The organism is Ligilactobacillus pabuli, assembly GCF_022836475.1.
Lineage (GTDB): Bacteria > Bacillota > Bacilli > Lactobacillales > Lactobacillaceae > Ligilactobacillus > Ligilactobacillus pabuli.
Map to the genome: position 1 here is coordinate 19,046 of NZ_BQXH01000004.1, position 22,627 is coordinate 41,672.

Consider the following 22,627-nt stretch of genomic DNA (forward strand, 5'->3'; position numbering starts at 1 on the left):
ATCCCAAGTTAAATCACCTCTCTGCCATAATAATGCTTTTATCATTTGAAATAAAGACAGCCGAAACATCAACTACGTTTCGGCTGGTCAATTCTACTTACTAATTATCGTTAGTCTTCTTTGAGTAAAATTCCTAGGGAGTTCAATAATTCTCCTGTTTGAACTTCAAGAGTTTCACCAGTCTTGCGTAACTTGATTTCAACAATGCCATCAGCAGCCTTCTTACCGACTGTGATCCGTACTGGTAAGCCAATCAAGTCAGCATCGGCAAATTTCACACCGGCACGTTCTTTACGGTCATCTAACAAGACTTTGTAGCCAGCTTCTTCTAACATGCTTGTCACTTCATCAGCCAATTCAGCTTGTTCAGCTTTCTTACTGTTAACTGGTACAACATGCACATCAAATGGTGCCAAAGAACGAGGCCAAATAATGCCGTTGTCATCACTATGCTGTTCAACAATAGCTGACAGTAAGCGGGAAACACCAATTCCATAACAACCCATTTTAACTGGAACTTGGCGGCCATTTTCATCTAAAACAGTCGCATTCATATCCTTAGAATAGCGTTCGCCCAGTTTGAAAATATGACCAATTTCGATCCCACGTTGGAATTTCAATACGCCTTCGCCATCAGGGGAAATATCGCCTTCTTGCACCAACCGCAAGTCAGCATATTCACCCACCGTAAAGTCACGGTCGATGTTAGCATTCAAATAATGGAAACCATCTTCATTAGCGCCAACACCAACGTTAGTCATGCCTTCAACATCAAGGTCAGCAATCACATTCAAACCATCTTTTAAACCGATTGGTCCAAGTGAACCAAAGTGTGCCCCAAAGAGCGTTGTTGCTTCATCTGGAGTAGCTGGTCGCAATTCCAATGCACTAAAATGATTCTTAAGCTTGGTTTCATTAACTTGATCATTGCCGCGCATTAAAACAACCACTGGTTCATCATCAAGCATGTATAGCATGGTCTTGACTTCAGAGTCAGCGTCAATTCCTAACAACTCTGCAACTGCATCGATAGTTTTTGCCCCAGGGGTAGAAACCTTTTGCAGCTCTTGTGGTGTTTCATGGGACTTTTTAGCCACACGCAAATTCTTGGCCATTTCCAAGTTAGCAGCGTAGTCGCTTGCATCAGAATATACAACGGTATCTTCACCGATGGGTGCCATCGCCATAAATTCCTTGGAATCTTTACCGCCCATTTGACCAGAGTCAGCTAAAATTCCCCGGAAAATCAACCCAGTTCTTTCAAAAATTCGGGTATAAGCTTGGTTCATGTCCTGGAATGTTTGGCTTAAACTTTCATCATCAGTATGGAAAGAATAAGCATCCTTCATCAGAAATTCGCGTCCCCGTAACAAACCAAACCGTGGTCTTCTTTCATCACGATATTTCATTTGAATTTGATAGAGAGTTAAAGGTAATTTTTTATATGACTTAACTGTATCACGAATAATCGAGGTAAATGTTTCTTCATGAGTTGGTCCTAAGATCAATTCACGTTCGTGCCGATCATTTAACTTATACAAATCTGGACCATAGGCCTCATAACGACCAGTTTCTTTCCATAACTCTGCTGGCAACACAGCGGGAACCAACATTTCCACGGCACCGATCTTTGCCATTTCTTCACGAATAATTTTTTCAATATTTTGAATCACCATGTTCGCTAATGGTAAATAAGCATACATCCCAGCAGTGATCTGCTTAATGTAGCCAGCCCGCAGCATTAACTGATGACTTTTCGCCTCAGCATCGCTCGGGACCTCTTTTAAAGTTGGAATCAACAATTGTGATTGTTTCATGTCCTGTGTTTCTCCTCTCAATTCTCAAACAAATTCTTAGAAAAAATATCGCTGAATATCATTCCAAGTAACTAATATCATTAATAACATCATAAAACCAAAGCCAATTAAAGTGATCAGTGTTTCCTTATTAGGATCTAATGGCTTGCCCCGCACTGCTTCAATCAAATTCAATAACAGTTTTCCACCATCTAACGCAGGAATTGGAATTAAGTTTACAATTCCCAAGTTGATCGATAAGAAGGCCAACAAATTGATCACGCTAATTACTCCATATTGTGTAGCCTGCTGAGTAAAGGAATACATCGCTACCGGTCCGCCTAAATCATTTAAGCTAAAGCCATGGAACATGTTAACTAACGCCCCCCACACTGCCGCCATGACAGTCCAGGTTTGGGTAAAGCCATAACTAATTTTAGCTTTTAATGAATGATCGACTTTTTGCGCAGCCTGAATTCCGATCACACCTACTTGACCTTGCTTAGCCTTTTGAACCTTAGGAGTCAGTCTCATTTTTTTGACTTGGCCATTACGCTTGATCGTTAACTCTGTTTTTCTTCCTGGTCGTTGACTAATGGCCTGGGAAAGTTCATCCCACGAAGGAGTTTTTTGCCCAGCCACTGCCACAATTTGATCACCTTTATGCAGACCTGCCTGTTGAGCGACAGAATCTTTTTGAACTGCTCCAACAGAATTGACTGTCGTCACCGAACCGCCTTGCAAGAATGCAATCAGCATAAACGCTACAATGGCCAATAAAAAGTTATTAATGGGACCCGCTAAGTTCGTCAGGATTCGCCGCAACAAGGTTGCTGACTGATACTGTACCTTCCGTGGGGCAATTTGAACTTCAGTTCCATCTGCTTCAATAATCATAGCGTCAGGTTTGACCTTAAAATGGCGCAATTGATCTTCATCGCCATTTTCATAACCGCTCAAGGTCAAATCATCGATCAGATCCCAGTCAGTCACTTCTACTGGTAACCCGTTTAGTAAGCTGACTTTGTGACTAGTATTGATCTTAGTCACGACTTGATCCTCATCTAAAATTAAATTAACTGGCATTCCTTTTTGTAAGGAATCCTCATCATCTTCTAAACCAGCCATCCGGACATAGCCGCCCAGAGGTAAAATTCTAATCGTATAAGTGGTACCATTTTTATGTGTTACAAATAGTTTTGGTCCCATTCCGATCGAAAATTCACGAACTAAGATCCCTGATTTTTTTGCAACAATAAAGTGCCCAAATTCATGGGAAGTTACAATGATACCAAAAACAATGATAAATGCGACGATCGTAATAAGCATCAGCTGCCATCCTTCCCATCTAAATTACTTGTGATCTACAATAAACCACAAAAATGCATTAACGGTAAAACAAACAAAATTGAGTCAAATCTGTCTAAAATTCCGCCATGTCCGGGCAAAATTTTACCAGAATCTTTTACGTCAAAGAAACGCTTGTAAGCCGACTCTGCTAAGTCACCAAATTGTCCTGCAATTGAAAGAACCAGTACTAATACTAACATTAATAAGAAGTTGTAAGTAAAGTGTGTTTGCAAGAAGAAGACGTACGTTCCAACGATGATCACTGCGGCAAGAGTGCCTCCAATCGAGCCTTCCCATGTCTTATTTGGGCTGATACTAGGCGCTAACTTGTGACGTCCTAATTTACGTCCGATCATATAAGCACCGCTATCGGTAACCCACACGATGAATAGCGCGAAAAAGACCATCCAAATACTAGACATTCTAGCAGTTATCATGTAATGGAAGCCCATTCCGATATAAATTGAGCCCATCGTTAATGCTCCAGCATCATTAAAAGAAAAACGATTTCTTGAAAAGACACTGTTTAACATCATCAATAAAATTAACGCATAAGCTAAATCAAATGGAACGACTCTAGCAGGTAAGAAGCTCAGCCAAGCATCTGGTACCAAAAAAACGGCTGTCAGTAAGTATGAAATAATGGCTTCAAATGAAACCAGCAGCTTCTTTTTCATCATTAAAAGTTCTGAAGTTCCAACCAACCCCATTGCAACTACTAAAATATTAAATGGCGTTTTACCCACAAGAATCAGCGGAATAAAAATTACCAAAGCCACTACGGCTGTTATTACTCGTTGTTTCATTTATTCTTGTTTTCTCCTTCTTTTACCTGAATGCCGCCAAAACGCCGGTCGCGTTGCTGGAAGGCTAAAATATCATCAACTAAGTTCTGTGGTTGATAATCTGGCCAATAGACATCTGTAAAGACCAATTCGCTGTATGCAATTTGCCACAATAAGAAGTTAGAAAGCCGTTGTTCACCACTAGTTCTGATCAATAAATCGGGGTCACCGTTCGGCTGTAAAGAATCGGTCATTAAATAACTGCTAAAAAGTTGTTCATCGATTTGAGCTGGATCAACCTTGCCAGTCGCCACATCCTGTGCGATTGTTTGAACAGCTCCAACAATTTCAGTGCGTGAACCATAATTTAAAGCAAAGTTTAACACCATGCCCTGACAATCTTTAGTTTGTTCGATTGCATTATTGACAGCTGTTTGTGTCTTTTGCGGTAATTTGCTAGTATCACCGATCACATTCACACGTACATCATGCTTGATCAATTCCGGCACAAAACGATTAAAAAATGTCACCGGGAGATCCATTAAATAATTTACCTCTCCAGCTGGTCGTTTCCAATTTTCAGTTGAAAAAGCATAAAGCGTTAAGACCTTAACTCCCAAATCACTGGCAGCTTTAGTGATCGTCTCAACGACTTCCATCCCCTGTTTATGGCCAGCAACTCGTGGCAAATGGCGTTTTTGCGCCCATCTTCCATTACCATCCATAATAATGGCGATATGTTTTGGCATCAGTTCTGGTTGTAACTGGTCTGAACCAAACTGATTTTTGGTATTGTTTTTTAATTTCTTACTAAACAAAGAGTACACCTCCTGAGTATCACCAAATATTGTATCAAAAAAAAGACAAAAAAAGCAAAAACTTCCGAGAAAATTAGACAAATACTAATTATTCCAAAAATTTCTGCCTCTCTTTTATTCAAAATTCTGTGAAAGACTAGCCTTCAAGAATTTCTTTTTCTTTTTCATCAGCCAATGTATCCACGTTTTTGATGGATTCATCAGTGACTTTTTGTGCTTGCTCTTCTAAATTGTGTAATTCATCTTCGTTAATGTCACCGTCTTTTTCAGACTTCTTTAACTGGTCCATCATGTCGCGACGAACGTTTCTGACAGCGATCTTACCTTCTTCAGCCTTAGCACGAACCTGCTTGGCTAATTCTTTCCGGCGTTCTTCTGTCAACTGTGGAATAACCAAGCGAATCGCTGTTCCATCGTTGGCTGGTGAAATTCCTAAGTCAGACATCAAAATCGCACGTTCAACTTCCTTTAAAGCTGTCTTATCATAAGGAGTGACCATTAAAACCCGTGCTTCTGGTACTGAGATCTGAGCCAACTGGTTTAATGGTGTTTCAACGCCATAATATTCAACGTTGATCCGGCTTAATAAACTAGCGTTAGCCCGGCCAGCACGAATATGACCTAATTCACGCTGTAAGGCATCTTCAGATTTAGACATTTTTTCTTGTGATGCTTTAATAATTGGGTTACTAATTTTCATAAGTTATTTTCCCTCCACTGTAGTTCCGATATTTTCGCCTAAAACGACTTTTTTAATGTTGCCATGTTCATTCATATTGAACACAACCAAAGGAATATCATTATCCATCGACAATGAAGAAGCAGTTGTATCCATCACATTTAAACCTTGGTTGATAATGTCTAAGTGTGTTAATGATGAATATTTCTTAGCACTTGGGTCAGATTTTGGATCTGCTGAGTAGATTCCGTCCACCCCGTTTTTAGCCATCAAAATTACGTCTGCGTTAATTTCAGATGCACGTAATGCTGCGGTAGTATCAGTTGAAAAGTATGGTGAGCCAGTTCCGCCAGCAAAGATTACCACCCGATGTTTTTCCAAGTGGCGCATTGCTTTGCGACGGATGTACGGTTCTGCGATCTGACGCATTTCAATTGAGGTTTGAACCCGTGTTGGGACGTCTAATTGCTCCAAGTTGTCTTGCAATGCCAGAGCATTCATAATTGTGCCCAGCATCCCAATATAATCAGCCTGCGCACGTTCCATGCCCATTTGTGCACCAGCTTCACCACGCCACATGTTTCCACCGCCAACAACAATGGCAATTTCAACTCCAAGATCATACACGTCTTTTAGTTCTTCTGCTACTTTACGAATTTCGGGAGGATTGATCCCACGGCCTTCCTTTCCGGCCAGTGCTTCACCGCTAAGTTTAATAATGACACGTTTATACTTAATTGACATGTTGCTCCTCCTAATTTTCTCCATCATTTATGAATTCACATTTAGTAATATTTTAGCATAATTCACCATTTCATTACAACATCATGTGTTAGCTTCACTCACACTCGTAGTACAAAACTTGGGTGTGAATTTGCCCACAAAAAAAGTCCTTGAACCAGCAAGGACTTTTAGATTACTATTTACGACGGCGTTCTGGAATACGAGCTGCCTTACCTTGCAATGCACGCAAGTAGTACAACTTAGCACGGCGAACACGACCGTAACGAATAACTTCAATTTTAGCGACACGTGGTGAATGAACTGGGAAAGTACGTTCTACACCAACACCACTACTGATCTTACGAACAGTGTATGTTGCTGAGATACCTTCGCCGCGGCGTTTGATAACAACACCTTCGAACATCTGAATACGTTCACGCTTACCTTCGACGATCCGTGCATGTACACGAACTGTATCTCCGGCGCGAAATTCTGGAATATCATCACGCAGTTGTGACTGTGTGAGTTTTTCAATTAATGGATTAACTGACATCTTTTTTCTTCCCTTCACCGATATTCATGTCCAGTTGCAGCGGAATATCGTTAATGTGGCTTAATAGCCAATCACTAGTGTAGCATACCGCTGTGCTGGTGTAAATATCTTTTTGTTGATTAATCTTTCTTTTGTTTAAACTGACGTAACCAAACTTGTTCTTCTTTCGATAAAGTCTTGTCAGCTAATAGATCTGGTCGTCGTTGGCAAGTCTTTAAAAATGCCTGTCGATGACGCCACTCTGCAATTTTTTGATGATTACCTGAAAGTAACACATCTGGGACAGTTAAGCCCTGAAAGTCTGCTGGTCTTGTATATTGTGGGTACTCTAACAACCCGCTGGAAAAAGAATCTCCTGGTGCAGAGGCACTATTACCTAAAACATCTGGCAACAATCTGACAGTAGCATCCATCATGACCATCGCACCTAATTCCCCACCAGTCAAAACAAAATCACCCACGGAAAATTCATCCGTGACTCGTTGCTTGATTCGTTCATCGTAGCCTTCATAATGACCGCAGATAAAAGTTAGTTGTGATTCCTGGGCGAGTTCTTCAGCAGCTTGTTGGTCAAACTTACGGCCAGCTGGATCAAGTAAGATGACCCGACCTAAATCACCGCGCTGTTCCTTAACATGGTCTAGTGCAGCGAAAATCGGTTGAGCCTGCAACAGCATCCCAGCCCCGCCACCATAGGGGTAATCATCAACATGATTTTGTCGGTCAGTGGTAAAATCACGAAAATTAGTGACTTTAATATCCAGCAGTTCTTTTTCAACAGCCTTGCCGATCATTGACGACGAAACTACCCCAGTAAACATTTCTGGAAATAAACTCAAAATATCAATTTTCATTGCTCATCTAGTCCTTCTAGCCAATCAACGATCACACGCTGCTTATCCAAATCAACTTTTTGAATTACATCTTTAATGGCTGGCAACAAGACTTCTTTACCATTTGGCCGACGAACGACCCAGACATCATTGGCACCCGTTTCCATCACTTCTGAAATTTTTCCCAGTAACTCGTCTTCTAACGAATAAACCTCTAACCCAATGATCTGCCGATAATAGTAATCACCATCTTCTAAGGGTGTCTGCTGCTGTTCTGTGACTTGCAGCTGGCTGCCCTTATACTGTTCAGCTTCATTGATATTAGTAATTTCTTCAAAAGTCAACAGGTCAAATTGTTTATGCTGACGGTGACTTTTAACCGTTAATTTAACCGGCTTTTGGCTACCTTGCTTAACATATAAAATTTCACCTGGTGCAAAACGTTCCGCTGCAAAATCAGTGGTCGCAAGCACCTTGACCTCACCACGGATCCCATGAGTATTTACAATTTCTCCCACGTTAAAATAAGTCATAAACACCCTCCTAAAAAATAAAGCCCCCGTTCTAAACATCTCTGTTCGAACAAGAGGCTCACTACTATTTGATTATGATTGGTCCACGATATTCAACCGCACTCTAGCGGAATCATTGAGGTGAACACTATAAACGATCGTTCGAATAGCTTGTGCAACCCGGCCATGTTTACCGATCACTCGACCAACATCTCCCGGTGCGACAGAAAGATTAAAGTTCAAAAAATGTGCATCCCGTTGAGTTGCAATTGAAACAACTTCTGGGTTTGCGACAAGAGGTTTAACAATCGAAATAATTAATTGCTTCACATCTGTTTCATTCATTTAACTTACCCTATTTCTTAGCTAACTTACTTTCGTGGAACTTCTTCATGATACCTTCCTTTGAAAGGATGTTACGTACTGTATCTGAAGGTTGTGCCCCGTTACCTAACCATTCCATGACGCGGTCTTCTTTCAAGACAACTTCTTCAGGTTTAGTCAAGGGATTATATGTGCCAACCGTTTCGATTTGGCGGCCATCACGTGGTGAACGTGAATCAGCAACAACGATACGGTAGAATGGGCGCTTCTTTGAACCCATCCGCTTCATACGAATTTTAACTGCCATGCTCTAACACCTCCTATATATTTTCTCAACGCTTATAAATATAACAGTTATTTCCTTGCCTGTAAAGGGAAATTTCTTGACAGACGAATTTTTTTTACAATAAACTATTAAATTCAGCGGTAAAAGCTGGAATTAGCGACGTTTCCGCAGCTTTTTCAACTTCTTCATTTTTTTCTTTTTATTCTGACGAGCCATCTTGTTCATTGACATTTTGGCCATCTTACCTTGCATCCCATTACCAAGCAAGCCTTCCATGCCAGAAAAGTTCCCGTTCGAAACTTTAGCCATCATATCACGCATTTGCTTAAACTGCTTGATCATTCGGTTAACTTCTGTGACTGGTCGACCAGAGCCAGCAGCGATCCGTCGACGACGGCTAGGCTTCAAAATATCCGGATCTTCCCGTTCTTGCGGTGTCATCGAATAAACGATGGCTTTGGTATGTTCCATATCTTTAGGATCAACCTTCACATTCTTGAGGGCTGGATTATTAGCCATCCCAGGGATCATCTTCATCAGATCTTCCATTGGCCCCATTTTTTGAACCTGTGCGAGTTGTTCCAAAAAGTCATTGAAATCAAAAGAATTGGCCTTCATCTTGTCTTGTAAGTCTTGAGCCTTTTCTTCGTCATAATCTTTTTGGGCTTTCTCGATCAGGGTCATCATGTCACCCATACCTAAGATCCGTGAAGCCATCCGGTCAGGATAAAAGACGTCTAAGTCGTTCATCTTTTCGCCTTGACCGACAAACTTAATTGGTTTACCAGTCACTGCACGAATCGATAAGGCGGCCCCGCCACGAGTATCGCCATCTAGCTTAGTTAACACGATCCCGGTAATGTCGAGTTGGGAATTAAAACCGTCAGCAACTTCAGTCGCATTTTGACCAGTCATTGAATCAACCGTCAGCAAGATCTCATCAGGTGTCGCTAATTTTTGAATGTCCGCTAATTCTTGCATCAGCTTTTCATCAATTTGTAAACGACCGGCCGTATCAATAAAGACATAGTCGTTTTTATTTTCAGCAGCTACCTTCAGACCTTCTTCAACGATCTTGACTGGTGAAACATCGGTCCCCATATCAAACACCGGCAGTCCGTTCTCGGTCCCAAGTGTTTTTAACTGGTCGATCGCAGCTGGACGATAAACATCGGCTGCAATCATTAATGGCCGTGCATGCTGTTCATTCTTTAATTTTAACGCTAACTTGCTGGCTGTCGTAGTTTTACCAGCCCCTTGCAAACCAACCATCATGATCACAGTTGGAATTTTTGGTGACTTGTTCAACGGAACAGCTTCTTGTCCCATCACTTTGACTAACTCTTCATTCACAATTTTAACGATCTGTTGCGCTGGTGTTAAACTCTCTAACACCTCAGCACCCACTGCTCGTTCCCGAATCGTTTTGACGAATTCTTTCACGACGCTAAAGTTAACGTCGGCTTCCAGCAAGGCTAAGCGGATCTCACGCATGACCTCTTTGACGTCTGATTCGCTAATTTTACCTTTGCGGCGTAACTTACCGATTGCATTTTGTAATCTTTCAGTTAATCCTTCAAATGCCATTTTATTTCCTCACTTCCATCACTAGTCTTCTGTTTCTTCAAGATCAGTAATTAATTTTACTAAGGTTTGATCATCTTGATAATGGTCCAAAGCATACGTCATCAAGGAATCTATTTTTTGATTTCTCTCTAAAAAATCACGGTATAAGTGGAGCTTATCTTCATAATTTTCTAAAGTTTGTTCAGTTCTCTTGATATTATCATAAACGGCTTGACGTGAAACCGCAAAATTTTCTGCAATTTCCCCCAATGAATAATCGTCCTGATAATAAAATCCAATATATTGCATTTGTTTACTGGTCAGTAAACCTTCATAAAAATCAAATAACGCATTGATGCGGTTCGTTTTTGCAAGTTCCATTTTCTTCACCTATTTTGCTGGCTGAGCGACTAAGTCTTTGAACAAACCATAGACAAATTTTTCAGCGTCAAATTCACGCAGATCATCCATTTGTTCACCTAAACCGACTAGTTTAACTGGTAAATGTAATTCATTTCTGATCGCCAGAACAATTCCACCACGAGCGGTCCCATCTAGCTTAGTCAACACGATCCCAGTCACTTCAGTCACATCTTTAAACTGTTTAGCTTGCGTTAAAGCATTTTGCCCGGTTGTTGCATCCAAGGCTAATAAGACCTCTTGTGGACTATCCGGCAGTTCTCTTTGGATCACACGCTTAATTTTAGCCAGCTCATTCATTAAGTTGACCTTATTTTGCAAACGGCCAGCTGTATCCACTAGTAAAATATCATAATCTTCAGCTTGTGCCTTTTTAACGGCGTCAAAAACTACGGCCGCAGGGTCACTTTGTGCTTGTTTTTTAACAATATCAACGTGGTCACGAACCGCCCATTCGTTGAGCTGCTCAATGGCTCCCGCTCTAAACGTATCACAAGCTGCCAGTAAAACTTTCTGACCTTCTTGTTCGTATTTATGAGCTAATTTACCAATGGTAGTCGTTTTACCAACACCGTTAACACCCACAAACAAGAAGACTGAGGGACCATTTTCCGCAAAATGCAGGGAGTTATCTTCATCTTGGCCTTCTACTTCATAAAGGTCTACTAATTTTTCAACAATAGCGTCTGAAACATCAGCCTTCGACTTAGCATTACGTAACTTAACTTCTTCTTGTAATTCATTACTAATGCGAACCGCTGTTTCAAAACCGACGTCAGATTCGATCAAGGTTTCTTCCAAATCTTCAAAGAAGTCTTCATCAACATGACGGAAGTTCGCCAATAAAGCATTGATTTTCGCTCCAAATCCTTGGCGTGATTTTTTCAAACCTTTATCATAACGCTCTTCTTCAGAAGTTTCTTCCTCAGTTTCTTCTTCGACTTCTTCTGCTGCCTCTGTTTCTTCTGTGTTCTCTATTTCTACGTCACTTTCCGTTTCAGCTTCGTCTGCTTGGACTTCTGTTTCTTGCTTGGCTTGTTGCTGCTCAGACTGCGCCTGAAAAATAGACTTAACTAGCTGTGCTTGCTCTCCTTGCTCAGTTTCAGTTGATTCCTCCACTTGACTGTCAGCAGCAGTTTCAGGTGCCTCAGCTTCAGCTGATTTTCCAGCCTCTTCTGGAGCAGCTTCATCAGTTTGCACTGGATCGTCAGTATCTTCAGCTACTTTCTCTTCTTTTTCAGCTTCTTGTTGCTGATTTTTTTCATCTTCTGTCTGATCAGGACCAGAAAAAGCACGTTTTAATTTATCAAAAAGTCCCATGTTATTTTTCCTCCTGGCTATTTATGATTTCGTTACTTACAATACATCCTCCAGTGAGACGGAAACCATCCGCGAAACACCAGAATCTTGCATCGTCACTCCATACAACACATCAGCTTGAAGCATTGTTCCTTTACGGTGAGTGATCAAGATAAATTGAGTCTTTTGATCAAGCCGCCGCAGGTACTGAGAGTAGCGAACGACATTTGCATCATCTAAAGCAGCTTCAGCTTCATCCAACACTGCAAATGGAACCGGACTAACTCGTAAAATGGCAAATAACAAAGCAATCGCTGTCAAGGTCCGTTCACCACCTGAAAGCAGGCTTAATTGTTGAGCCTTTTTACCCGGCGGCTGGGCCGTGATCTCAATTCCAGTTTCTAACAAATCACTAGGATCAGTCAAGGTCAGATAAGCATTCCCACCTTCAAAAATTTGCGGGAAGACTTGTGCAAACGAAGCCGATACTTGGTCAAACATCGTTTTAAAGCGAAGTTTGACCTCATTATCCATCTCTGCCATGCTTTTTTCAAGCTGGTCTTTAGCTGTTAATAGATCATCTTGCTGCTGAGCCAAGAAGTTATAGCGTTGGTTGATCCGCTCAAACTCATCAATAGCTCCAAGGTTAACGGCACCCAAATCATCTAAGCCCATCTTTAACAGCTTAATTTGATGCGCAACATGTTGTGGGTCTGTTTCAATTTTTTGCTGAGCTGCAGCTTCATAGGTTAATCCATATTGCTCAGAAAGGTCACTTAAATTACGGTCTAATAAGGTATTCATTCGACTTAATGCAACTTCTTTTTGTTGTTGCTCATTCCGAGCAACTTCTTGTAATTCTGTCAAACGTTGTAACTGACTGTTTTCTTGTCGCAGCTTTTCTTTTAAGGTTGTCTTAGTTTGCGTTAATTTAGTTTGTGCTTCATCAGTTGTTTTTATCTCTTGTTTGACAGCGGCTAATCGAACTTGTAAGTCCTGATCACTAGTATGATGTAACCGATTTTTCTCAGTTAACTCAGTTATAGTCGTTTGCTGCTTGTCAATTAGGCTGGTTAACTGTTCTTGTTGATTTTCAGTTTCCTTCAACTGGACTTGCAAAACATCCAGGCGTTCAGTTTCCAGCGCAGCCTGTTGTTGTAAAGCAGTAGTTTGTGTTTCAAATTTCTTTTGTGACACAGAAGCAGCAGTGGTTGCTTCCTGCTTTTCTGCCAACTTCTTTTGCAATTGCTGGCTCAGTTGGTCAGACTGCTTTAACTCAGCTTCAACTTCTTGAATTTGCTGAACTAAATGCTGGCTTGCCAAAATCTTTTGTTGGTCAGCTTGAGTCTGCTCTTCCACCACAGCTTGTTGATGTTTGATCACATAAGCAATTTCAGCCGCTTCTTGCCCAGCTTTTTCAGTTTTTTCCTTGCTTGCAAAGAGCGCAGCGTTTAATTGCTGGCCTGCTTCTTGCAATTCTTTTTTCTGCTGTGCCGCTTGCTGGCCAGACAATTCTACTGCAGCAAGCTGCTCTTTCATCTTTGCAATATCGGCTTGCAAGTGTTCGTGCTGTTGTTTTTGTTCCAACAACCCCAGATGTTTTTGCTTGCTAGTCCCACCAGACATCGAACCGCCAGTATTGATCACTTCACCTTTTAACGTGACGATCCGTGCGACGTGCTCGCCAACCTTAGCAGCTTGAACAGCAACATCCAAGTCAGACACAATGATCGTAGTTCCTAAGAGATAATTTAAAACTCTCTGATCATCTGCTTGCATTTGGACCAAGTCGCTCGCAAGGCCTAAAACTCCCGGCACTTGAGTCAGCTTTTGTACTAAATGTTTTGCCAAATGACGCGGTTTAACAGTTGTCCGTGGCAAAAAAGTCGCCCGTCCCAAACGTTGCCGATTCAAGTATTCGATCCCAGCTTTAGCTGCTTGTTCATTTACCGTGACAATGTTTTGCAACTGGCCGCCTAACACCGTTTCAACTGCCTGACTATATTTAGGAGAAAGTTCTAAAAGTTCAGCCACCGAACCCACGATTCCTTTAACCTGATCTTTAGCTTGTAAGATATTTTTAGCACCCTGATAGTAGCCGCCATAGTTTGCAGCCACGCGATTCAAGGTTTCCAACTGGGTTTCTGCTTTATGGATAATATCACTAGCTGAATACCACTGCTGCTTTTTTTCTTGATAAGCCTGTTCGCTAGCAGCTAACTGGTCAGCATTGCTTTTAACTTGCTCTTTTAACTGGGTCAACTTTTTTTGTTCTGCCGTTAACCGCGTTGTAATTGCGGTTTGTTGCTGTAATGACTGCTCTAAAGCCGCTTTTTGGGCCTGCAATTGTTCATCTTGCTTTTGATCAGTTTGTGCACTATTTTGCTGGCTTTGTTTAAGATACTCAATTTTACTAGAAAGTGCTGACCGTTGTTGCACTTGCAGTAAAATTTGTTGGCGGATCTCTTCGATTTCAGCTGCTAGTTGAGCTGGATCGCTATTTTGACTATTCGCTAATTTAGCTAGTTGTTGCTGCACCTGATCCAGCTGGTTTTGTTTAGCAGTAATTTGTTGTTTTAATTGTTTAAAATGAGCTGAACTTTCATGCAGATCATTTTCATTATCCGCGAGTTGTTGCTGCAAGTCCGCTAACTTCTCAGCTTGAAATGTCCGTTCTTGTTGTGACATTTCTTTTTTCCCTGACATGCGTTCTTGCTGGCGCGTTAATTCCAACATTTTTTGCACAACTTCATTAAATTGTACCTCAGCCTGCTCGCTTTCTTGGCTAAGTTTAGCGGTGACCCGTTTTTGCTGTTGTTTACCAGCATCATACTTTGCCACAACCCGATTAGCCTGCTGCAATTCTTGATTTTCATGCTCAATTTCTTTTTTCAGGCGTTGAATTTCTAAGACCAATTCGCTTAAACGATAATGGTCATATTGTTCTTTTTGCGCTAAATAATCTTTGGCTAAACTCGCCTGTTGTTCTAATGGTTCTCGTTGTTGGTTTAATTCCGTAATAATGTCTGCAACACGTGCCAGGTGAGCCGTTGTTTGGTCTAATTCAGATTGAGCTTGCCGCTTTTCTTTTTTATACTTAGAAATTCCCGCAGCTTCTTCGATCAACGACCGCCGCTCTTCTGGTTTACTGTTAAAAACAGCTTCGACTTTCCCCTGCGAAATAATTGAAAATGAGTTACGTGAGATACCCGTGTCTAAAAACAAGTCAGTGATGTCACGCAAACGAACATTTTTATTGTTAATTAAAAATTCACTTTCACCGCTGCGATAAAGTCGACGACAAATTACAACTGTTTCTGGCAAACCCGCTAAAGTTTGATCGCTATTATCAAATTCAATGCTAACTTCCGCTCGATTCAAAGCTGCTCTTGATTCAGAACCGCCAAAAATAACATCTGCCATCTTATCTCCACGAAGACTTTTAGCCGACTGCTCGCCCAAAACCCACCGTAAAGCATCAATAATATTACTTTTTCCACTACCATTTGGACCAACGATTCCCGTTAATCCATCGGTAAATTCAATTTTCGTTTTATCAGCGAAGGATTTGAAGCCAGTCAGCGTTAACGCCTTTAGTTTCAATAAAAACTCCTCCTTACATTATTTAACTAATTTTTTTAAAGCCTGTGCTGCTGCCGCTTGTTCGCCAGCTTTCTTCGAGTAACCAGTACCTTCACCTAACTTTTCACCATTAGCATAAACAGCCATGCGGTACAAGCGTTCATTATCTGGACCCTCTTGAGCTAGCAACTGGTAATCAATATCACATTCACCGTCTTTTTGTAAAAACTCCTGCAGTTCGGTCTTATGGTCAAAGAAATGATCGAACCAACCTAAATCTATCTTAGGAAAGACGACTTGAGAAATGAAATCAACCACGACATCTTTACCTTGGTCCAAATACAAGGCCCCAATAAAAGCTTCAAAAATATCACAGAGCAGTGACGGACGCTTCCGTGCATCAGCCTTTTCTTCGCCCTTACCTAAACGAATATATTCATCAAAGTGACATTCTTTAGCAAACTTACTAAAGCTATCTTCACAGACCATCGCTGCTCTAAGCCGTGACAACTTTCCTTCGGGCATTGTGCTAAAACGTTTAAATAAATATTCTGAAACACACAATTGCATCACTGCATCACCTAAAAATTCAATCCGTTCATAAAATTTCAAGTGTTCCTTTGGATGTTCATTGACATAAGAAGCATGAGTAAAGGCTTCATCCAATAATTCCTGTCTCTTAAAATCAATCCCAAAATCTGTTTTTAAATGTTGTGCTAATCCAATTATCACGTTATTTTCTCCTTTTTATACTTGGCTGACCAACATCAATGCTAGTCAATCTGTGTTGACCTTATCCGATTTAGGAGAAAGATCTCAGTTTTTAAAATCTTTCTCCTAAGTCTGATAAACCCATAACTTACAAAAAAAACTGGCACATCCGGCCAGTTCTTCAAAAGCATTATCTAACTTAACCTTTTTGGTTTGCAGCGATAAATGAAACTGCTTGGCCAACTGTCGTTAGTTTTTCAGCATCATCATCAGAAATTTCAGCCCCAAAAGTATCTTCCAATTCTAAGACAAACTCAACAATATCAATTGAGTCAGCATCTAGATCATTTTGAAAGTTTAATTCGTTAGTTACTTTGTCTGCAGAATAATTAAAGCGATCTTCAATAATTGCTGCAATTTTTGTGAAAACTTCTTGTTCTGTCATTTTATTTACCTCATTCATAAGTCAGTATTATAATTTTAGCTTTTTCCGCTTAAATTGTCCAGTCACTCAGCGTAATCAACCGCGAAAATTCAAGTTAACAGCCTCTTTATTCTGCCGTTTCGTTAGCAGCTTCTTTTTTTGCTGCTTCTTGTGCCTGTTGAGCGGCAAAATATTTAGTAAAGTTTGGTAACATTTCGCCATCGATCATGCTTTTAATCTGCTTGATCGTATAGTAGACTGTTTGTCCATCGCTGGCACCATGAGCCTTAACAACTGGTGCCTTAACTCCTAGTAAAACAGCACCGCCATATTGCGACTGATCCATCTTACTCTTAAGCTGGCTTAAACTGGACTTCAGTAACAATGCGCCTAATTTACCAGAAACTCCCGAACTCATAATAGTATCTTTTAATAAGTGCATGATTGATGAAGCTGTTCCTTCAATGGCTTTTAAAACAGCATTGCCAGTAAAGCCATCCGCGATCACAACGTCACACACACCGTTTAACAAATCACGTGATTCAACGTTGCCGACAAAGTTGATCGATTTGTCGGCTGCAATTAGCTGATGAGCTTCTAACGTCAACTTGCTGCCCTTATGAGGTTCGGTCCCATTATTTAATAGCCCGATCCGCGGTTCTTTAATGCCGCGAATGCTAGTGGCGTAATATTTGCCCAATAAAGCATACTGATACAATTGTTCAGCCTTGCCATCAGCATTAGCGCCAGAGTCTAACAAGTTAAATGAGCCGTTTTCTGCACTAATAACTGGCAAAGTTGAAACTAAGCCGGGACGGGAAATTCCTTTGATCCGGCCAACCAGCAATAAGCCGGCTGCTAGTAAAGCGCCAGTATTCCCACAAGAAAACAGTGCATCAGCTTCGCCATTTTTTACGGCAGTTGCAGCCATGACCATCGATGAATTTTTCTTCCGACGAATAGCCCGAACTGGTTCATCATTCATTTCAATTTGTTCATCGGCTTGGACCAAAGTGATCCTCTCTGTATTGTGCAATAATGGATCAACTTGTGCACGATCTCCGAATAAAATAAACTCGACGTCTAAAAATTCATCCCGTGCTTTTTCAACACCTTCAACTATTGTTTGTGGAGCGTTATCGCCACCCATTGCATCTACTGCAATTTTCACATCGATCATCCTCTCAACTTTTGTTAACACTTAAATTATTAGTTTATCATATCAAAAATTTGCTTTTTTTACCCGGATCTTAGCCGATTAATCTAAGGCCGGCTGAGCTAAAACAGTTCGGCGTAAGTAATTCAACACTCCGCGATTAGCCGGCTGCTGATCAAAATCTGGCGCTTGTAACAATGTCTGGGCCTCTTGTTGTGCAATCTGTAAAATATTTAAATTTTCAACCGGATCGCCAACCTTAAAATCAGGCATCCCTGACTGTTTTGCTCCCAGCACTTCACCCGGTCCACGTAATTCCAGATCCTTTTGCGCAATTTCAAAGCCATCATTGGTTTGAACCATCGTTTCCATCCGCGCCTTACCATAGTCATTTTTAGGGTCTGCCACTAGCAAGCAATAAGACTGACTAGCTCCTCGACCAACCCGGCCGCGTAACTGATGTAGTTGTGCCAATCCAAAGCGATCCGCATCTAAAATCAAAATCACTGTCGCATTTGGAATATCGATCCCAACTTCCACCACGGTCGTAGCCACCAACACAGCATATTTACGTGCTTTAAAGTCTTGCATCACTTGGTCTTTTTCTTGGCTCTTAAGCTGACCATGTAACAAGCCGACCTGAAAGTCCGGCGCAAAGTGCGCAGCCATTTGGCGGTAAACTTCCTGTGCATTTTGCAGCTCAACCATTTCAGATTCATCGATCAAAGCTGAAACTACGAAGGCTTGGGCTCCTTCTTTGACCTGTTGGTCTAAAAAACTCAGAGCCTCATGCAGTTGTGCCTTAGGAAACCAACGTGTCCGGATCGGTTTCCGGTTTTTAGGCAGTTCGTCGATCACCGAAACATCCATCTCACCGTAAGTCGTGATCGCCAGCGTGCGCGGGATCGGTGTCGCCGTCATGGCTAAGACATCCGGATCATTGCCCTTCAACCGTAAAGCCTTACGCTGATCTACGCCAAAACGGTGCTGTTCGTCAATGACAACTAAGCCCAGCTGCTTAAAATGCACATCAGCTTGAATCAAGGCATGCGTCCCAACCACGATTTGGATCTCACCGGCTGCCAAATGACGTAATAACTCACGCTTTTGCGTAACTTTGCTGACCGATGAGCTCGTCAATAAAGCGACATTAACTCCAAACGGTGCAAAAAGCTCCGCTAATTTATCCGCGTGCTGTTCAGCCAAAATTTCAGTGGGTGCCATTAAAGCACATTGAAAACCAGCAGTGACAGCGGCATACATGGCAATGGCAGCCACCACGGTTTTACCAGAGCCGACATCTCCTTGCAGCAGCCGATTCATATGCACTGGCTGATGAAGATCGTGACAAATTTCATTGACAACTTTCTTTTGTGCCGTAGTTAATTCAAATGCCAACGCTGAGATGAATTTTTTTAACGCCTGATTATCATACGCTATTTTGGTCCCGCTGGTCTGCTGATTTTTCTTCTTCATAAACTGTAAACTCAGCTGATACCGGAAAAATTCTTCAAAAATCGCTGACCGTCGGGCTAGATCAGCCGCTTGTTTGCTGGCCGGAAAATGCATATCATGCACCATTTGTTCCCGACTTTCTAAGCGATACTTAGTCCGGATCGTTTCAGGCACAATGTCTGTTAGCAGTTCATGGTACTCATCGTATGCCTGAGTTACTAACTGCTTAATGGTATTCGGTCGAATTTCTTTTGACGAACGGTAAACACCAGCAAAATCATCACTGTCATTGGCAGTAAATAATTTCATCCCAGTGATTTGTTGCCGTTTGACATCATATTTGCCGTACACGCCCACTTCTTGCCCAATTTCTAACCGTCCCGCCAAATATGGCTGGTTAAAAAAAGTTACCATCAGCACTTCTTGTTCAACCATCATGCGAAAGTTAAAGCGACTTTTTTTCCGGCCAAAGCGTGACAACACAGGTTGTGAAGCAACGATGCCTTTAATCGTTGCCTTTTCTTGATCTGCTAATTCGTCTAAACTTTTAACACTCAAATCATCGTAGCGAAAGGGATAAGCGGTCAGCAAGTCTTCAATGTTATTGATGTCTAGTTTATTTAAAGCTGTGAGCCTTTTGGGACCCGCACCTTTTAAAACTGAAACAGGATCTGTCAGACTACGTTCCATTACCTATCGCCCCCACCAATTTAAACATTGTTATCATCATTAAACACTAAAAGCTGACCAGTCACAAAATGTTCCTAGTCAGCTAATTTTTATTCCACCGAGATCAAGTACGGATAGAGTGGTTGATCACCCTGGTGAATTTCAACCTCTAACTCATCATCTTCGGCTAAGACTGCTTCTTTAACTTGCTGAGCTTCAGTCTCATTACCATCTTCACCGACGATCAGTGTCACAATTTCACTGTCGTCTGCTAGCATTTCCGTCACAGTGTTGACTGTTGCCTGATACAGATCTTGGTCTGTGACCTTGATCGCACCATCAACAATGCCCATATAATCATTTTTCTTGATTTCTTGACCGTCAATCGCCGTATCACGAATAGCTTGAGTTACTTCACCTGAAGCCACTGTATCCAAGTCCTCTGTCATCATCTCAACGTTGTCAGCTAATTCCGCATTCGGATCAAAAGCCAGCATGGCTGTCATCCCTTGTGAAATTGACCTAGTCTTAATTACTCCGACTTCAACATCACTGACTTCTGCTGCCTGTTGTGCAGCCATAAAAATATTTTTATTATTTGGTAAAACTAAGACTTTTGGACGATCTGTCTTCTTGATTGCAGCAATGATATCCTCTGTACTTGGATTCATTGTTTGTCCGCCATCTAAGATCTCAGTCACGCCTAAACTCTTAAACATTTTGGCCAAACCGGCACCAGAACTGATTGAAATAATGCCATAATCACCAGTATCAACACTTGGTAATTCTTCTGGTGCAGCAACTGGTTGCGATTGTGTTTGTTGTTCAGCTTCTTCGTCTTTTTCCAAAATTGTTTCATGCTGTAAGCGCATGTTATCAACTTTAACTTTGACAAGTGAACCAAATTTTTGTCCGTAAGCCAAAACGCTGCCTGGATTTTCAGTATGGACGTGCACTTTAACGACTTCATCATCTGCGATCACCAGTAAGGAATCACCAATTTCAGCCAAATGTTCCCGGAACGTATCATAGTCGAATTTTGAATCTACTAAGCGGCCCGCACCTAACCGAACCATGATTTCCGTACAGTAGCCATAATGAATATCTGCGGTATTCAATTTACTCTGAACACTCTTATGATGCTCAGCATTGACCATTTCATCCATTTCTTGGACTGATGGCTGGTGTTTTTGGTCTTCTTCAATTCTCTTGTTGCCGCTTAAAGCGTCAAAGAAAGCTTCATAAACAAAAGTTAGGCCTTGACCGCCAGAGTCGACCACGCCGACTTCTTTTAGGACTGGCAACAGTTCAGGTGTCTGAGCCAAAGCTGTTTTAGCAGCTTCGTAAGCATCAGACATCACTTCAACACAGTCATCGGAGTTTTTAACTCGTTCACGAGCAGCCTCAGCAGCCTTTCTAGCAACTGTTAAGATCGTACCTTCAGTTGGTTTCATCACTGCTTTATAGGCAGTTTCAACCCCATTAGAAATCCCGTCAGCTAAATCTTGAGCTGACAGTGTCTGTTTTTTAGCAGTACTCTTGGAAAAACCACGGAAAACTTGAGATAAAATCACACCCGAGTTTCCACGGGCACCCATCAGCAAACCTTTAGCCAATGCTGATGAAAGTTCACCGATCTCACTTGAAGTCGATTCTTCCACATATTTTGCACCACTAGCAAAAGACAAGCTCATATTGGTCCCTGTGTCCCCATCTGGAACAGGGAAAACATTTAGGGAATTGATAAACTCGGCATTATTGTTCAAACGATTTGAAGCAGCCGCGATCATCTTCCGAAATTCTTGATCTGTAATTGTTACAACTTTCAAATTCTTACTTCCTCCTTGGCAGCATCAATCTTCGATAACTTTCACGCCTTGAACAAAGACGTTCACAGATTTAGCCTGTAGTCCGAGCATCGAATGTAGATTATATTTAACTTTATCCTGAACATTACGGCAGACCTCAGAGATCTTAGTCCCGTAACCAGCAATAATATAAACGTCGATCGCGATCCCGTCATCTTCTTGACGAACCACTACCCCACGTGAATAATTATCTCTTTTTAGTATTTCGTTTAAATTGTCGCGGATTTGATTTTTGCTAGCCATACCGACGATTCCAAAAATCTCTGTCGCAGCGCCTCCAACAACAGTTGCAATCACATCATTACTAATGTCAATATTGCCTAATTGGTTCTGAATTTTTACAGCCATGAAAACAGCCTCCTTGATATTAATAGACAATCATTTTTTATTTTACCATATGATTTTCTGAAAACCAAACTAAGCTGGCGGCTAACCTGAAATTTCAGCTCAGCTCCACCACCTAGTTTATTAATTTTAAGTTTTATTGGCCAAAATTACAACTAATTTAGCTGCCAAGTGATTTTACTTTACAGAAAATTCTTGCAATTGGGCTGGTATTATGATAATTTAGTTTAGTGAGTAAAGCGACTTAGTTCGCTGCACAGAGATTAAGGAGGATCAACGAATGGCAAAAGATTATATTACTGGCCGTAAGACTACTTTTGGCAAGAAGCGTTCTCATGCTTTGAACCAATCAAACCGTAGCTGGAAACCAAACTTGCAAAAAGTACGTATCATGGTTGATGGTAAGCCTAAGCGTGTTTACGTTTCAGCTCGTGCATTGAAATCCGGCAAAGTTGAACGCGTCTAAGACTTTA

At 41.3% G+C, this 22,627-nt stretch carries 22 protein-coding genes; 1 reads left to right on the forward strand and 21 read right to left on the reverse strand.

Going from position 1 to position 22,627, the window contains the following annotated elements; translation table 11 throughout:
- Positions 1–110: 110 nt before the first annotated feature.
- The 21 genes from LPAF129_RS02865 to LPAF129_RS02965 form a co-directional block, all read right to left on the reverse strand.
- Positions 111–1,817, reverse strand: coding sequence for a proline--tRNA ligase (locus LPAF129_RS02865; RefSeq protein WP_244054654.1), 1,707 nt, complete (start codon positions 1,815–1,817; stop codon positions 111–113).
- Positions 1,818–1,853: 36 nt separating this feature from the next.
- On the reverse strand, positions 1,854–3,125 hold the full coding sequence (rseP, locus tag LPAF129_RS02870; RefSeq protein WP_244054655.1) for an RIP metalloprotease RseP: 1,272 nt from the start codon (positions 3,123–3,125) through the stop codon (positions 1,854–1,856).
- Between the two features lie 35 nt (positions 3,126–3,160).
- On the reverse strand, positions 3,161–3,952 hold the full coding sequence (locus LPAF129_RS02875) for a phosphatidate cytidylyltransferase (RefSeq protein WP_244054656.1): 792 nt from the start codon (positions 3,950–3,952) through the stop codon (positions 3,161–3,163).
- A complete protein-coding gene (gene uppS / locus LPAF129_RS02880; protein WP_373875028.1) occupies positions 3,949–4,758 on the reverse strand; it encodes an undecaprenyl pyrophosphate synthase in 810 nt (269 codons plus the stop codon). Before uppS ends, LPAF129_RS02875 begins: the two co-directional genes overlap by 4 nt.
- 127 nt (positions 4,759–4,885) lie before the next feature.
- A complete protein-coding gene (gene frr / locus LPAF129_RS02885) occupies positions 4,886–5,449 on the reverse strand; it encodes a ribosome recycling factor (RefSeq protein ID WP_244054657.1) in 564 nt (187 codons plus the stop codon).
- 3 nt (positions 5,450–5,452) lie between these two features.
- Positions 5,453–6,172 carry a UMP kinase gene (gene pyrH, locus LPAF129_RS02890; protein WP_244054658.1) on the reverse strand — a complete coding sequence of 240 codons (720 nt, stop codon included), beginning with the start codon at positions 6,170–6,172 and terminating at the stop codon, positions 5,453–5,455.
- 175 nt (positions 6,173–6,347) lie between these two features.
- A complete protein-coding gene (gene rplS, locus LPAF129_RS02895) occupies positions 6,348–6,704 on the reverse strand; it encodes a 50S ribosomal protein L19 (protein ID WP_244054659.1) in 357 nt (118 codons plus the stop codon).
- A gap of 119 nt (positions 6,705–6,823) precedes the next feature.
- Positions 6,824–7,558 (reverse strand): tRNA (guanosine(37)-N1)-methyltransferase TrmD, encoded by a 735-nt coding sequence (trmD, locus tag LPAF129_RS02900; protein WP_244054660.1) that lies wholly within the window; start codon positions 7,556–7,558, stop codon positions 6,824–6,826.
- The gene (gene rimM, locus LPAF129_RS02905; protein WP_244054661.1) at positions 7,555–8,070 is read right to left on the reverse strand and encodes a ribosome maturation factor RimM; all 516 of its coding nucleotides are present in this window, start codon (positions 8,068–8,070) and stop codon (positions 7,555–7,557) included. The genes trmD and rimM overlap by 4 nt, the downstream gene beginning before the upstream one ends.
- A 72-nt stretch (positions 8,071–8,142) precedes the next feature.
- Positions 8,143–8,394: a KH domain-containing protein gene (locus tag LPAF129_RS02910; protein ID WP_244054662.1), complete on the reverse strand. Its 252-nt coding sequence runs from the start codon at positions 8,392–8,394 to the stop codon at positions 8,143–8,145.
- Positions 8,395–8,404: 10 nt separating this feature from the next.
- The gene (gene rpsP, locus LPAF129_RS02915; protein WP_244054663.1) at positions 8,405–8,680 is read right to left on the reverse strand and encodes a 30S ribosomal protein S16; all 276 of its coding nucleotides are present in this window, start codon (positions 8,678–8,680) and stop codon (positions 8,405–8,407) included.
- A 132-nt stretch (positions 8,681–8,812) separates the two neighbouring features.
- Positions 8,813–10,246 carry a signal recognition particle protein gene (gene ffh, locus LPAF129_RS02920; RefSeq protein WP_244054664.1) on the reverse strand — a complete coding sequence of 478 codons (1,434 nt, stop codon included), beginning with the start codon at positions 10,244–10,246 and terminating at the stop codon, positions 8,813–8,815.
- A gap of 21 nt (positions 10,247–10,267) precedes the next feature.
- Positions 10,268–10,606, reverse strand: a complete 339-nt coding sequence (locus LPAF129_RS02925) for a putative DNA-binding protein (protein WP_244054665.1) — start codon at positions 10,604–10,606, stop codon at positions 10,268–10,270.
- 9 nt (positions 10,607–10,615) lie between these two features.
- The gene (ftsY, locus tag LPAF129_RS02930; protein WP_244054666.1) at positions 10,616–11,965 is read right to left on the reverse strand and encodes a signal recognition particle-docking protein FtsY; all 1,350 of its coding nucleotides are present in this window, start codon (positions 11,963–11,965) and stop codon (positions 10,616–10,618) included.
- A 36-nt stretch (positions 11,966–12,001) separates the two neighbouring features.
- Positions 12,002–15,547, reverse strand: coding sequence for a chromosome segregation protein SMC (gene smc / locus LPAF129_RS02935; protein WP_244054667.1), 3,546 nt, complete (start codon positions 15,545–15,547; stop codon positions 12,002–12,004).
- 18 nt (positions 15,548–15,565) lie between these two features.
- Positions 15,566–16,258 (reverse strand): ribonuclease III, encoded by a 693-nt coding sequence (gene rnc, locus LPAF129_RS02940; RefSeq protein WP_244054668.1) that lies wholly within the window; start codon positions 16,256–16,258, stop codon positions 15,566–15,568.
- Positions 16,259–16,436: 178 nt separating this feature from the next.
- Entirely contained in the window at positions 16,437–16,682 is a 246-nt protein-coding gene (gene acpP / locus LPAF129_RS02945) for an acyl carrier protein (protein WP_244054669.1), read from the reverse strand.
- 106 nt (positions 16,683–16,788) lie between these two features.
- The gene (plsX, locus tag LPAF129_RS02950) at positions 16,789–17,841 is read right to left on the reverse strand and encodes a phosphate acyltransferase PlsX (RefSeq protein WP_244054767.1); all 1,053 of its coding nucleotides are present in this window, start codon (positions 17,839–17,841) and stop codon (positions 16,789–16,791) included.
- Between the two features lie 78 nt (positions 17,842–17,919).
- Positions 17,920–19,962, reverse strand: a complete 2,043-nt coding sequence (gene recG, locus LPAF129_RS02955) for an ATP-dependent DNA helicase RecG (RefSeq protein ID WP_244054670.1) — start codon at positions 19,960–19,962, stop codon at positions 17,920–17,922.
- An 89-nt stretch (positions 19,963–20,051) separates the two neighbouring features.
- Positions 20,052–21,770 carry a DAK2 domain-containing protein gene (gene fakA / locus LPAF129_RS02960; protein ID WP_244054671.1) on the reverse strand — a complete coding sequence of 573 codons (1,719 nt, stop codon included), beginning with the start codon at positions 21,768–21,770 and terminating at the stop codon, positions 20,052–20,054.
- Between the two features lie 24 nt (positions 21,771–21,794).
- Positions 21,795–22,157: an Asp23/Gls24 family envelope stress response protein gene (locus LPAF129_RS02965; RefSeq protein WP_244054672.1), complete on the reverse strand. Its 363-nt coding sequence runs from the start codon at positions 22,155–22,157 to the stop codon at positions 21,795–21,797.
- A gap of 277 nt (positions 22,158–22,434) precedes the next feature.
- On the opposite strand from LPAF129_RS02965, the gene rpmB reads away from it, so the two are divergent.
- Complete coding sequence (gene rpmB / locus LPAF129_RS02970; protein WP_244054673.1) at positions 22,435–22,620, forward strand: 50S ribosomal protein L28; 186 nt, start codon at positions 22,435–22,437, stop codon at positions 22,618–22,620.
- The last annotated feature ends 7 nt before the right edge of the window (positions 22,621–22,627 follow it).

What these genes read in the sequence shown, in the direction of transcription:
- rplS (WP_244054659.1), bottom strand. Translation starts at nt 6,704, where the DNA reads ATGTCAGTTAATCCATTAATTGAAAAACTCACACAGTCACAACTGCGT.
- plsX (WP_244054767.1), bottom strand. Translation starts at nt 17,841, where the DNA reads ATGATCGATGTGAAAATTGCAGTAGATGCAATGGGTGGCGATAACGCT.
- LPAF129_RS02865 (WP_244054654.1), bottom strand. Translation starts at nt 1,817, where the DNA reads ATGAAACAATCACAATTGTTGATTCCAACTTTAAAAGAGGTCCCGAGC.
- frr (WP_244054657.1), bottom strand. Translation starts at nt 5,449, where the DNA reads ATGAAAATTAGTAACCCAATTATTAAAGCATCACAAGAAAAAATGTCT.
- LPAF129_RS02910 (WP_244054662.1), bottom strand. Translation starts at nt 8,394, where the DNA reads ATGAATGAAACAGATGTGAAGCAATTAATTATTTCGATTGTTAAACCT.
- rpsP (WP_244054663.1), bottom strand. Translation starts at nt 8,680, where the DNA reads ATGGCAGTTAAAATTCGTATGAAGCGGATGGGTTCAAAGAAGCGCCCA.
- trmD (WP_244054660.1), bottom strand. Translation starts at nt 7,558, where the DNA reads ATGAAAATTGATATTTTGAGTTTATTTCCAGAAATGTTTACTGGGGTA.
- rimM (WP_244054661.1), bottom strand. Translation starts at nt 8,070, where the DNA reads ATGACTTATTTTAACGTGGGAGAAATTGTAAATACTCATGGGATCCGT.
- acpP (WP_244054669.1), bottom strand. Translation starts at nt 16,682, where the DNA reads ATGACAGAACAAGAAGTTTTCACAAAAATTGCAGCAATTATTGAAGAT.
- ffh (WP_244054664.1), bottom strand. Translation starts at nt 10,246, where the DNA reads ATGGCATTTGAAGGATTAACTGAAAGATTACAAAATGCAATCGGTAAG.
- recG (WP_244054670.1), bottom strand. Translation starts at nt 19,962, where the DNA reads ATGGAACGTAGTCTGACAGATCCTGTTTCAGTTTTAAAAGGTGCGGGT.
- pyrH (WP_244054658.1), bottom strand. Translation starts at nt 6,172, where the DNA reads ATGTCAATTAAGTATAAACGTGTCATTATTAAACTTAGCGGTGAAGCA.
- ftsY (WP_244054666.1), bottom strand. Translation starts at nt 11,965, where the DNA reads ATGGGACTTTTTGATAAATTAAAACGTGCTTTTTCTGGTCCTGATCAG.
- LPAF129_RS02875 (WP_244054656.1), bottom strand. Translation starts at nt 3,952, where the DNA reads ATGAAACAACGAGTAATAACAGCCGTAGTGGCTTTGGTAATTTTTATT.
- LPAF129_RS02925 (WP_244054665.1), bottom strand. Translation starts at nt 10,606, where the DNA reads ATGGAACTTGCAAAAACGAACCGCATCAATGCGTTATTTGATTTTTAT.
- LPAF129_RS02965 (WP_244054672.1), bottom strand. Translation starts at nt 22,157, where the DNA reads ATGGCTGTAAAAATTCAGAACCAATTAGGCAATATTGACATTAGTAAT.
- rseP (WP_244054655.1), bottom strand. Translation starts at nt 3,125, where the DNA reads ATGCTTATTACGATCGTCGCATTTATCATTGTTTTTGGTATCATTGTA.
- rpmB (WP_244054673.1), top strand. Translation starts at nt 22,435, where the DNA reads ATGGCAAAAGATTATATTACTGGCCGTAAGACTACTTTTGGCAAGAAG.